Source organism: Glycomyces paridis, from assembly GCF_004912155.1.
Classification (GTDB): Bacteria; Actinomycetota; Actinomycetes; order Mycobacteriales; family Micromonosporaceae; genus Glycomyces; species Glycomyces paridis.
The window spans coordinates 63,877-76,091 of record NZ_STGX01000007.1 but is presented as its reverse complement, the minus strand read 5'-3'; the positions used below and the strand labels follow the sequence as shown (position 1 = coordinate 76,091).

At 71.7% G+C, this 12,215-nt stretch carries 9 protein-coding genes; 5 read left to right on the top strand and 4 right to left on the bottom strand.

Annotation, left to right across the window (positions count from 1 at the left end; all coding sequences use genetic code 11):
- From E9998_RS10840 to E9998_RS10825, 4 genes are all read left to right on the top strand, one after another.
- Positions 1 to 2,552: AAA family ATPase (locus E9998_RS10840; protein WP_240037564.1), on the top strand; the 2,552-nt coding region annotated here is incomplete at its 5' end.
- Between the two features lie 75 nt (positions 2,553 to 2,627).
- Positions 2,628 to 3,761 (top strand): signal recognition particle-docking protein FtsY, encoded by a 1,134-nt coding sequence (gene ftsY, locus E9998_RS10835; RefSeq protein WP_136529725.1) that lies wholly within the window; start codon positions 2,628 to 2,630, stop codon positions 3,759 to 3,761.
- A 36-nt stretch (positions 3,762 to 3,797) separates the two neighbouring features.
- Positions 3,798 to 4,586 carry a phosphotransferase enzyme family protein gene (locus E9998_RS10830; protein WP_136529724.1) on the top strand — a complete coding sequence of 263 codons (789 nt, stop codon included), beginning with the start codon at positions 3,798 to 3,800 and terminating at the stop codon, positions 4,584 to 4,586.
- 391 nt (positions 4,587 to 4,977) lie between these two features.
- A complete protein-coding gene (locus E9998_RS10825; RefSeq protein WP_136529723.1) occupies positions 4,978 to 5,790 on the top strand; it encodes a CPBP family intramembrane glutamic endopeptidase in 813 nt (270 codons plus the stop codon).
- A 50-nt stretch (positions 5,791 to 5,840) separates the two neighbouring features.
- Here E9998_RS10825 and E9998_RS10820 read toward each other — a convergent pair whose 3' ends face one another.
- Entirely contained in the window at positions 5,841 to 7,103 is a 1,263-nt protein-coding gene (locus tag E9998_RS10820; RefSeq protein ID WP_136529722.1) for a transglutaminase-like domain-containing protein, read from the bottom strand.
- Positions 7,104 to 7,351: 248 nt separating this feature from the next.
- On the opposite strand from E9998_RS10820, the gene E9998_RS10815 reads away from it, so the two are divergent.
- Positions 7,352 to 7,555 (top strand): hypothetical protein, encoded by a 204-nt coding sequence (locus E9998_RS10815; protein WP_136529721.1) that lies wholly within the window; start codon positions 7,352 to 7,354, stop codon positions 7,553 to 7,555.
- A 63-nt stretch (positions 7,556 to 7,618) separates the two neighbouring features.
- Here E9998_RS10815 and E9998_RS10810 read toward each other — a convergent pair whose 3' ends face one another.
- The 3 genes from E9998_RS10810 to E9998_RS10800 form a co-directional block, all read right to left on the bottom strand.
- Positions 7,619 to 9,013, bottom strand: coding sequence for a cellulase family glycosylhydrolase (locus tag E9998_RS10810; RefSeq protein WP_204745380.1), 1,395 nt, complete (start codon positions 9,011 to 9,013; stop codon positions 7,619 to 7,621).
- Between the two features lie 196 nt (positions 9,014 to 9,209).
- Positions 9,210 to 10,244, bottom strand: a complete 1,035-nt coding sequence (locus E9998_RS10805; RefSeq protein WP_136529720.1) for a LacI family DNA-binding transcriptional regulator — start codon at positions 10,242 to 10,244, stop codon at positions 9,210 to 9,212.
- Between the two features lie 97 nt (positions 10,245 to 10,341).
- Positions 10,342 to 12,063, bottom strand: a complete 1,722-nt coding sequence (locus E9998_RS10800; protein ID WP_136529719.1) for an ABC transporter substrate-binding protein — start codon at positions 12,061 to 12,063, stop codon at positions 10,342 to 10,344.
- Positions 12,064 to 12,215 lie beyond the last annotated feature (152 nt).

The window sequence follows — 12,215 nt, the reverse complement described above, 5'->3', positions numbered from 1 at the left end:
CCATCGCCGAGGACTCCGAACGCCTCGCCTCCGCAGTGGAGGCCCGCGAGGAGACCGAGACGGCCCTCACCGACGCCGAGCAGCGCATCGTCACCGCCGTCAAGGCCGCCGCCGAGCGCCGCGAAGCCCTCGCCACCCTCCGCGGCCGCGTCGACTCCCTCCAGACCCGCAGCGCCGCCGCCGCCGAAGAGCTCGAACGCGCCGCCACCGCCCTCTCCGAAGCGCGCGAACGCGCCGAGACCGCCGCCGAGGCCTACGCCGAAGCCGAAGCCGAAGAAGAGGCCGCCGAAGCCGACGGCGAGCACGACGAGGCCGTCACCCGCGCCAAGGCCCGCGTCGCCGCCGCCAAAGCCGAGGTCGACCGCGTCCAGGCCGCCGAACGCGACGCCGACCGCGAAGCCTCCCAGTGGGCCGCCCGCGAAGAGGCCCTCGCCGTCGGCCTGCGCCGCAAGGACGGCGCCGCGACCCTCCTCGCCCGCGTGGCCTCCGCCGCCCCCGGCGAACTCGACAGTGCTCATCTTTCCTCGGAGCAAGTCCTCGGAAGTGTCGCCGCCCTCCTCACCGTCGCCCCCGGCTACGAGGCCGTGCTCGCCGCCGCCCTCGGCCGCCTCGCCGACGCCATCGCCGTCACCGGACCCGACACCGCCGCCGAAGCCATCCGACTCCTCCGCGACGAGGACGGCGGCCAAGCCGGATTCTTGTACCGCCGCGCCCTCGACGCCGCACCCGCCGCCCCCGTCCCGCCCGGCCACCAGGCCGTCGCCGACCTCGTCACCGCCCCGCCCGAACTCGCCGCCACCGTCCGCGCCGTCCTCGCAGGCATGGTCGTCACCGAGCACCTCGACGCCGCCCGCGCCCTCGTCGCCGCCCACCCCGCCCTCACCGCCGTCACCCGCGAAGGCGACGTCCTCGGCGCCGGGGCCGCCCACGGCGGCTCCGCCAAAGCCCAGTCCTACATCGAGATCCAGGCCGCCGTCGACGAGGCCCGCGACCGCAAGATCGCCGCCGAAGCCCTCGCCGCCCAACTCGCCGGACAGCTCGACACCGCCCGCGACGCCCACGCCGAAGCCGAAGCCGACGCCGAAGGCGCCCGCGCCGCGCAGCGCCAGGCCGAAGCCGCCCAAGGCGTCGTCGCCCGCCGCCTCGCCGAACTCGGCGCCGCCGCCCGCGGCGCCGAAGCCGAGGTCGCCCGCCTCGCCCAGGCCAAGGACCGCGCCCAGACCGCCCGCGAGACCGACACCGCCGGACTCGAAGACCTCGAAGCCCGCCTCGACGAACTCGAGTCCCTCCCCGCCATCGAAGAGCCCTCCACCGACGAACGCGACGTCCTCTCCCGCGAACTCGACGCCGCCCGCCAGAACGAGATGGAGACCCGCCTCGCCGTCCGCACCGCCGAAGAGCGCGCCTCCGCGCTCGCCGGACGCGCCGACGCCCTCGCCCGCCAAGCCCAGTCCGAACGCGCCTCCCGCGCCCGCGCCGAAGCCCGCCGGGCCGCACGCGCCCGCGGCGCCGCCGTCGCCGCCCTCGTCGCCGAAGCCGCCGAGGAAGCGGGCGTGCGCCTCACCGACTCCCTCGAAGCCGCCGCCATCGAACGCGACGCCATCGCCGCCGAACAGGCCCGCCGCGAAGCCGCCCTCGCCGAACTGCGCACCCGCGCCGGCGCCACCGCCGCCGAACTCGAACGCATCACCTCCGCCGCCCACCGCGACGAGGTCGCCCGCGCCGAGCAGCGCCTGCGCATCGAACAGCTCGAAGAGAAGGCCGGCGCCGAATTCGGCGTCGACATCGACACCCTCCTCGCCGAATACGGCCCCGACCAGCCCGTCCCGCCCAGCGCCGAAGAACTCGCCGCCGCCGAGGAGAAGGGCCGCCCCGCACCCGAACCCGCCGACTTCGACCGCGCCGCCATGGAGAAGCGCGCCGGACGCGGCGAACGCGAACTCAAACTCCTCGGCAAGGTCAACCCCCTCGCACTCGAAGAGTTCGCCGCCCTCGAAGAGCGCTACAAGTTCCTCAACGAACAGCTCGAAGACGTCAAGAAGACCCGCGCCGACCTCACCCTCGTCGTCAAGGAGGTGGACGACCGCATCCAGCAGGTCTTCGCCGAGGCCTTCGCCGACACCGCCCGCGAGTTCGAGCACGTCTTCCAGACCGTCTTCCCCGGCGGCGAGGGCCGCATCCTCCTCACCGACCCCGACGACCTCCTGCGCACCGGCGTCGAGGTCGAGGCCCGCCCGCCCGGCAAGAAGGTCAAGCGCCTCTCGCTGCTGTCGGGCGGCGAGCGGTCCCTGACCGCGCTGGCGCTCCTGGTCGCGATCTTCCGCGCCCGCCCCAGCCCGTTCTACCTCATGGACGAGGTCGAGGCCGCCCTCGACGACGTCAACCTGGGCCGCCTGCTCGACCTGCTGCGCCAGCTCCAGGAGAACTCGCAGCTGCTCATCATCACCCACCAGAAGCGGACGATGGAGATCGGCGACGCCCTGTACGGCGTCACCATGCGCGCGGGTGTCACGCAGGTCATCAGCCAGAAGTTCTCCCGCGAAGAGGACTGAGGGCCGCCCAGTACAGTGGCTGCGTGCGCACTCGTCGGCGCACCGACAATCGAAGGCACTGCTGGAGGGCTCGCTGTGGACAACCTGTGGATCTGGGTGGTCGCCGCCGTCGTCGCGATCGCGGCGGTCGTCGGCATCGCGCTGGCGGCGCGCGCGTCCCGGTCGAAGTCGGCGGAGGTCGCGGCCCCCGCCGAGGAACCGCAGGTCGAGGCCCCGAAGGCCGACAGCGCTGAGCCGCGGGCCGCCGAGCCGGAGGCGGCTCCCGCCGTCGAGACGCCCGAGCCCGTCGAGGGCCGCCTGGTGCGGCTGCGTTCGCGCCTGGCCCGTTCGAACAACGCGCTCGGCAAGGGCCTGCTGGCGCTGCTGGCGAGCGACAAGCTCGACGACGACGTGTGGGACGAGGTCGAGGAGACCCTCCTGACGGCGGACGTGGGCCTGGCGGACACGACCGCGGTCGTGGAGCGGCTGCGCGAGCGCGTCAAGGTCCTGGGCACGCGCGAGCCCGAGGAGCTGCGCAGGCTGCTGAAGTCGGAGCTGACGGCCGTCCTCGAACCGGAGCTGGACCGCTCGATCGCGACCGTCTCGCCTTCGGGGGAGGGCCCGGCGGTGATCCTCATGGTCGGCGTCAACGGCTCGGGCAAGACCACCACGTGCGGGCGCGTCGCCCGGGTGCTCATCGCCGAGGGGAAGACCGTGATCATGGGCGCGGCCGACACGTTCCGCGCCGCCGCCGCCGAGCAGCTGGAGACCTGGGGCGCCCGCGTGGGAGCGACGGTGGTGCGCCGCGGCGAGGGCGCCGACCCGGCGTCGGTGGCGTTCGACGCGGTCAAGGCCGGGGCGGACGAGGGCGCCGACGTGGTCCTGGTGGACACGGCCGGGCGCCTCCAGAACAAGGCCGGGCTCATGGACGAGCTGGGCAAGGTCAAGCGGGTCGTGGAGAAGCAGGGGCCGGTCGCGGAGACGCTTCTGGTGCTCGACGCGACCACGGGCCAGAACGGCCTCCAGCAGGCGAAGGTCTTCGGCGAGGCCGTCCAGGTGACCGGGATCGTGCTCACCAAGCTCGACGGGAGCGCCAAGGGCGGGATCGTGATCGCGGTTCAGCGGCAGTTGGGGGTACCGGTTAAGCTGGTCGGACTCGGGGAGGGCCCGGACGACCTGGCCCCGTTCGAGGTCGGGGCGTTCGTCGACGCGATCGTCGACGGCGCATAGCACTGACACTGTCACAGGCGGGTACTGCGGGGACCGGTGAGTCAAGACGAGATTCCGCTCATTGGCGGCAACACGAGCACGGTCATCCGGCTGGGGGACACGGTCCGCCGGAACACCGGACCCTGGACCCCCGCGGTCCACGCGCTGCTGCGCCACCTCGACGGCGCCGGTTTCACGGGCGCGCCGCGGGTGCTGGGGGTCGACGAGCACGCGCGCGAGGTGCTCTCGTTCGTGGAGGGCGAGCCCGGCAAGTACCCGCTCGCGCCGCACTGGACGACCGACGAGACGATGGTCGCGGTCGCGAAGATGCTGCGGATGTTCCACGACGCGCAGTACGGCTTCCGGCCCGCGCCGGGCGCGACCTGGCGGTCCTTCGGGCCGCCGCCGCCCGACACCGAGGTGATCTGCCACCACGACGCCGCGCCGCACAACGTGGTCTGGCGGCCCGACGGGACGCTCTCGCTCATCGACTTCGACCTGGCGAGCCCGGGGGCGCGGATCTACGACGTGGCGTACGCGGCCTGGACGTGGGTGCCGATCTTCACCGACCGTGACTCGATCACCTTGGGCTGGAAGAAGCCCGACCGGCCGCGGCGGCTGCGGATGTTCGCCGACGCCTACGGGCTGTCCGATCGCGACCGCCAGCGCTTCATCAAGGTGATCCGCAAGCGGATCGTGGACCACATCGAGGGCATCCGGCGGATGGCTCAGGCCGGCGACCCGGCGTTCGAGCGGATCGTGGAGAAGGGGCACCTGCGCCGTCCGGCGCGGGACCTGCGGCTTCTGGACGCCGAGCGGTACATCCTGGACGAAGCGCTGCGCTGACCGCGCGCGGTGTTCGCGGGGGTGGGCGAAGACCCGCCGACGAGCCGGGAGCCGGGGGTCTCCGCCCAGTAGAGCGCTCCCACCGAGGGTGGAGGTGTACACCTTCGGATCTTCGATGAAGAGGGGCGCCGAGTCTTGCGCGAACATGAGGGACAGCAGCAAACGTATCCCAGGCGCGAAACCATGTCAACACATTCGACATTATCAATATTTGCAGGTCTGCCGAGGCGTGCCGTCGGCCGGCGGCGCCGACGATCCTCAAGGGACCGCTCGCTCGAACGTGTACCCGAACCGTGCCGGGCGAACCCTCCTGTGCCGCTCCGCAACGGCGTCAGGCGCGCGTCAGCGCCGCGGCAGGGCCGTGACAGCGTGCGGGTCCAACCTCTAGGACATGAACAACGCACCTTTCACCGCCGCCCGCCCGGCCCGACAGCACCGCTTCGTCGAGGCCCTGCTGGCCGACCGCCACTCGCTCCCGCTCTCGATCGCACTGCACCTGGTGCCCGGAGCCCTCATCGTCGCCGTCTACGCCTTCGTCTCCGCCCCGCTCGTCAGGGCCATCGAGTATCCGCCGTTCATGGCCTGGGCCATCGCCCTCGCCGTCGTCCTCTTCCCGATCCTGGGCGGCCTGCTCTGGCTCGGCAAGAAGGCGAGCGGCAGGTACCGCCTCCGCGGCGGGGCGCTGCGCTACACGGACCGGCCCGTCTCGCGCGGCAAGGTCACCGGCATGATCGTCTTCTGCCTCCTGTGGATGACGGTCGTCTCGATCCTGCTGCTGCCGCTCGACAACCTCCTGTACGAGCACGCGTTCTCGTGGATTCAGTACGAGGGCACCGGCGACAGCGCCACCTCCTACCTCAACGGCTACTCGCAGAACATGCTGCTGACCACCCTGCTGATCTGCGGCCCGTTCACCGGGTTCCTCCTGCCGCTCATCGAGGAGTACTACTTCCGCGGCTTCCTGCTCCCGCGCCTGCCCCAGCTCGGCGCGTGGGCGCCCGTCGCCAGCACCGTCCTGTTCTCGGTCTACCACTTCTGGGCGCCGTGGACGGTCCTGTCGAAGCTGGTGTTCCTCTTCCCCGGGATCTGGCTCGCCTGGAAGAAGGAGGACATCCGCATCTCGATCGGCATGCACCCCGGCTCGGCCCTGCTCATGACCGTCGTCGGCGTCATCGCCGTCGCCGCGGGCAAGACCTCCCTGTAAGCACGCACCCTCGGGCGCCGTCCACACCGGACGGCGCCCCTTCCGTGCGCCTAGGCCGCCGTCCACTCGAGGGTCCGCGTCGTCAAGGTGCCGTACGGGGTCACCGCCGCGAGCTCGGCCCGGTGCCCGCCCGGGGACCGGTCCAGGACCCGCGTGAACCGCCGCTCGGCCGCGTGCGGGCCCGGTGGGGCCGCGATCGGCTCGCCGTCCCACGCGCCGCCGACCGCGTACGGGTGCGACGCCTCGATCCGCACCGCTGGCGCGCCCTCCGCGGACACCACCGCCACCGCCACGTCCGACAGGCGCGGGTACGCGTCCGCCGCCGACCGCAGCAGCCGCTCGGTCGGCAGCACCTGCCCGTCCTGGAACAGCGGCACGAACCCCTCCGGCGCCCACGCCGCCCCCGTCACCGACGCGTGCGCGAAGTACGCCCACCACAGCCCCGGGTCCTGGATCGCGTTCCGCGGCCCCACGTGCACCGGCCGCGCCGGCCGCTCGCGCGCCTGGATCTCGCGCAGGCCCAGCGGCGAACCGTCCTCACCGGCCCAGTACGCCCCGTGCTGCCCGTCCAAGAGCACCCACCGGTCGAGGTCGTCGATCCACGCCTCCGCCACGGCGTGCCCCTGGCCCACCCCGTCGTGGTAGTCCCCGCGCCGCAGCCACACCCGCCGCGCCGGAATCCGCACCGCGTTGAGCCCCTGCGCCAGCACGATCGAGTACTCCACGCACGAGTACCGCGCCCCCAGCGCCACCTGCTCCAGCACGTCCAGCGCGTCGCCCGCGTTGATGCGCGCGTTCGCGTGCCGCCACAGCGCCGACGTCCACGCCAGGAGCGACGTCGCCGTCTCCCACGCCCCCGCCGCGGGCCTCGGCAGCCGCGCCAAGAGCTGCGGCTCGCGGTGAGGCTCGGCCCGGTCGAGCCGCAGCGGCACCGCGGCCGCGGCCTCGGGCCACGCCGTGATCCGCAGCGGCGCCGCCGGCACGTTCGCCCGCGCCCGCTCCAGCACCAGCCCCCAGTCCGGGTCCGCGCCGAACGCCGCCGACAGCTCCGGCTCGAACAGGTCCGTCTGGTGGAAACCCGCCTCGATCGCCTCGTCCAGGCGCGAGCGCGCCCCCTTGAGCCCCACCTTGTGCGCCGCGATCGACAACGACGGCGCCCACAGGTCCCGCCAGAACTCCGCGTCCGCGCGCAGCGTCCGCTCCAGGTCCAGGAGGGTCCACCACCGGGCGCCGCGCATGGCGTCCTGGGCGACGGTGCGCACACGGGCGAGTTTCGGGGCGGCGAGGGGGGCGCTCTGCGAGGGTCGGGCCATGCGTATGAGCGTAGTCACCGCCGAGGCGCGCGCTAACGGCGTTGTGCCCGCGGGCGCGGGGCGCTACAGTGAGCGGCATGATCCTTTAGAAGAGATTCGGCCGCCCCGTGCGACAGTGCACTGTACGACAGCACCGGGCCGGGCCCACACGACTGAGTGCAGCTTTCACAGCGCCGCCTTGAGACGTCGAGCCACAGCTCCGTTTCGCGCTCACGTCTCTTCACGCTCCATCCGAGAAAGGGATCGATATGACCGCCGAAGCTCCCGAACCGCAGCAGGACGCCGACGAGGCCGCCGAGCCGCTCAACCGCGAGCAGCGCCGGGCCCTGGCCCGCGGCAAGAAGGCCGGCAAGAACGGCCACCAGGCCATCGGCAACAGCAAGTCGAACGTCCGCTCGCAGATGCCCAAGGGCGGGGTCGGCAAGTTCCAGCTCCCCACCAAGAACGGCTGACCGGACCGGACACCGACGAACGGGCGGCGGACCGCAGGTCCGCCGCCCGTCGCGTGCAATCCGCTAGATCGCTTCGCAGGTCACGGCCGGCGTACCGGTCGGACCCGAGGCGATGAAGCCGAAGACCTCACGGCTCTGGCCGCTGGCGACCGTGCCGTTCCAGCCCACGTCCTGCGCCGTCACGTTCGCGCCCGAGGTCGTGAGCGTCGTGTTCCAGCTGCTGGTGATCGTGGTCGAACCGGCCCAGGTCCAGGTCAGCTTCCACCCGTCCAGCGCCCCGTCCGTGGCGGTCACGGTGACGTTCCCCTGCCAACCGGAACCCCAGTTGTTCGCCACGCTCACGCTCGCCGAGCAGTCGCCCTCGGTCGGCCCGCCGGTGGTGGGTTCGTCGGTGGTCGGCTCCTCCGTCGTCGGGTCCGGGTCGTCGCCGAACACGGACGCCCGCTCGGCGGTCGCCTGGATGCCGTTGGCGGACTCGAAGATCCGCTCCCCGTAGGTCGTCATCTGGTTCGGGTCGAAGCTCAGCACCTGGTCGAGGATCGGGTCCGAGTTGCCCGAGTAGGACCAGCCGATCCAGCCGATCCCGCGCGCCTGCGCCTCCGACTGGATGGTCTCCCACGCCACCGTCGAACCCTGGTGGGTGTCGGCGTACTCGCCCACGATGAGCGGCAGGTCCATCGCCTCGAACGCGTCGAAGTAGTCGATGACCGTCTGCGGGCTCGAGTAGACCTGGTACATGTGCACCGAGAACAGGGTGTTCCCGAGCGGGTCGGCGGCGGCCACGGTCGGCGCGTTGGCGCGCATCGTGTTCGTCCAGTCCTGGCCCCAGTTCGGCGCGTCCACGACCAGCGTGTGCTCGAAGCCGATCGAGCGCATCCGCTCGACGGCGTCAACAGTCGCCTGCGTCCACTGGGCCGGGTCGGTGTTGCCGATCGGCTCGTTGCCGATGTTGATGAGGACGTACGCCTCCTCGCCTTCGAGGACGCTGTACAGCCCTTCCCAGTAGTCCACGGCCTGGTCCAGCGAGGCGGCCCCCGCCTGCTCGCCGTAACCGGTCGTGTCGTGGACTTCAAGGACGCAGATGACCCGCTGCTCCTTGCACTCGGCGACGATGTCGGCCACGCGCTGCGCGGACGTCACGCCCCAGGCGCGCTCGCCGGAGCCGAGGACCACGCGGATCGTGTTGGCCCCCAGGTCGCTGATCTCCTCGAAGCTCGCCCACTCGCCCTGGTACCAGACGTCGGCGTGGGTCGAACCCCGCATGATGAACGGGTTGCCGTTGGCGTCGATCAGCTGCGTGCCGTCGATCGTGAAGCCGCCCTCGGCCTGGGCGCTGGCCGGCAGCAGCGCCCAGATGCCGGCGAGGGCGACGGTGAGCGCGGTGAGCGCGGCCATGAGCCACGTTCGCAACGCCCGTTTGCGGCGGGGCCTCTCGACCCCGGTGAGGGAACCTGACATCGAACTCCTTCAATCTTGATGAATCGGTTAATCCCGAACTCGTTATAGACAACCATAGATATCTATCGAGGTCAATATCAGGATGGAGGCACGCCTTGGGGCGCAATTGAACTGAACTAACTTAACCGGACTGAACCGAGAAAGCCTCGGTCGTGGGTAGGCCGGGACGCCCGAAAAGCGACCCTTGTGGACCCGATCAGGCCGCCGGACCCGTGGAGCCGCGCGGCGACAGCGCCGCGGGCAGGAACTGCACCGACGGGGCCGGCTCGCCGGGGTTCGCGCCCCGCTCGCCGATGCGCGCGAGCAGCAGCTCGGCGCACCGCGAGCCGTACGCGGTGATGTCGCGCGTCAACGAGGTCAGCGTCGGGTGCGTCAGGCGGCACAGCGGCGAGTCGTCCCACGCCACGATCGACAGCTCCTCGGGCACCGCCACACCCAGCTCGTGGGCCACGCCCAGGCCCGCCACGGCCATGACGTCGTTGTCGTAGACGATCGCCGTGGGCCGCGCCGCCGAGGTCAGCAGGCGCCGCGTGATCCGCGCCCCCTGCTCCCCGGTGTAGTCGGCGTGGATGCTCGTGAACGAGTCCAGCCCCACGTTGCGCGCCGCGGCGCCGAAGGCCGCGTCCCTGATCGTGGTGTGCAGCAGGTGCGGCAGGCCCGCCACCCGCGCCACCCGCCGGTGCCCGAGCGCGTACAGGTACTCCAGGACCTCCCCGCACGGCTCCTGGTCGTCGTGCCACACCGCCGCCAGGCGCCCGCCCTCGATCGGCCCGCCGACGGCCACCGCCGGCAGCCCGAGCGAGGGGACGACCTCGATGCGGCGGTCCTCGACGTGGATGTCGCACAGCAGCACCCCGTCCACGCGCCGCTCGGCCCACCAGCGGCGGTAGACCTCCAGCTCCTCCTCCTGCGAGGTGACGATCTGGATCGTCAGGCCGAACGACCCGGCCGACAGCGTCGCCTCCATGCCGCTGATGAGCTCCATGAAGAACGGCTCGATGCCCAGCGTGCGGGCCGGGCGCCGCAGCGCGATCCCGACCGTCTGCGCCGAGGAGACCGACAGCGACCGCGCCGCCCGGTTGGGGACGAACCCCATCTCCGTGGCGATCGCCAGAATCCGCTCCCGCGTGGTCGCCGAGACGCCCGGACGCCCGTTCAGCGCGTACGACACCGCACCCTTGGAGACGCCGGCGGCCCGAGCGATGTCGGCGATGGTCGGGCGTCTGGTCATGTCGTCTCCTCGTGGGTGGGGTGTCGGGGCGCCGCCGGTGACGGTACCCCGACCGTCGTCCGCGGGGCGCCGCCGGTGAGCGGGCCCGCGGGTGTCGCTACTCGACCAGTTTGAGGTTCGTCAGCATCCGCACCGCGCCCAGGCCCCACATCTCGGCCCAGAAGTTCGGGTAGACCGGCGCCTCGGACTCCTCCGAGGGCCAGCCGGTCCACACCGCGTTGCTCGCCTGCGACCAGGCGCCGTTGTACCAGATCGGGATCGCCGGGAGCTCCCGCAGCGAGAGCCGCTGGAGCTCGGCGATGAGCTTGGGGTAGCTCTCGTCCTCGGTCGCCACGGTCGCCAGCTGCTGCGTCAGCTCCCACGCGTCCTCGCTCTCCCAGCGCGAGAAGTTCGACACCGTCTGCGTCTCGCCGACCGGCAGCTCGTACAGGTACCGGTAGTGGCTCCACGGGGAGTTGGTGATGCCGCTGCCGTTGTTGATGAGCAGGTCGAAGTCCCCGCTCCCGCGGGCGGCGTCAACGTCGGCGGCGTCGATGAACTCCTCGGTCACGTCGATGCCCACGTCGCGCAGGTCGCTCGCGATCGACCGGGCGGCCGCCTCCCAGTCGGTCCAGCCCGCCGGGACGACCAGCTTGAAGGCGAACGACTCGCCGTCGAGGTCCTCCACGAAGCCGTCGCCGTCCCGGTCCTCGTAGCCCGCCTCGCGCAGCACGTCGATCGCCCGGGAGGACTCGAACGCGAAGCCGTCCTCCGCGAGCGCCTCGGCGTCGTAGTAGTGCTCCCAGATCGGCAGCAGGCCCGTCGGGCTCGCCTCGGCGACCATGCCGCCGTAGACGGCGTCGACGATCTCGCCGGGGCTGATCGCGAAGGCCATCGCCCGGCGGAACGCGGGGTCGTCGAGCGGCTTGCGGGTGGTGTTCGGGATGAGCATCGCCGTGTTGGCGGCGGCCATGAACGGCGGCTTGTCGTAGTAGGTGCTGATCCGCGGCTCGCCCTCGATGTAGTCGGCGATGCCCGGCAGGAAGTTGTTCGCCAGGTCCAGGCTGCCGTCGATGAGCCGGGTGAGCGTTTCGGCGTTGCCGAGGGTCACGTGGTCGACGATGAACCGCGGCTGCACTTCGAGGCCGAGCGCCTCGGTGGCCCACCAGTCCTCGCGCTTGACCCACGCGAGGCGCTCCTCGTCGAAGCTGTGGACCTCGTAGGGGCCCGAGACCACCGGCTCCGGGTCGAGGGCGCCGTTGACGAGGTCCTCCTCGGAGTACTGCTCGAAGACGTGCTTGGGCACGATCTCGGTGGTGTACAGGAAGTTGTCCCACACCTGGTGGCGCGCCTCCTTGAAGGTGAAGCGCACGGTCAGGGCGTCGACGGCCTCGGCCGACTCCAGCAGGGTCCACACGTGCCCGTAGGGCACGCCGCGGATCTTCCCCAGCTCGACGGTGTAGACCACGTCGTCGGCGGTCATCTGCTTGCCGTCGCTCCAGAGGATGCCGTCGCGCAGCGTCAGCTCGAAGACGTCGGCGGCCGTCCAGTCGCCGAACTCGGCCAGCCACGGGGTGAGTCGCTGCTCGGCGGTGTCGAACAGGTAGAGGAACTCGTACCCCAGGCCGTTGAGCCCGGTGACCTGCCCCGGGGAGACGGTGTTGAAGTCGCTCGGCGGCTCCCAGGCCGAACCGGTCGTGTACAGGGTCTCGCGCCGGGGGAAGTCGTCGATCGCCATGCCGCCGGGATCGCCGCCGCCTTCGGACCCCTCGTCGTCGGTGCACGCGGACGCGAGGGCCACCGTGGCGAAGATGGCGGGCAGATGTCGCCTCTTGGTCATTTCGGAACTGCTTTCGGTCAAGGGATGACCGGGCTCTTCGGGGTCGATGTCGGCGCGGAGGGGGTGCTGCGAGGGGCGACGATCGGCTCGGATCAGTGAGACCGAGTGAAAAGCCAGTCATTTCATGGAATACCGGTCATGCCGGAATACGG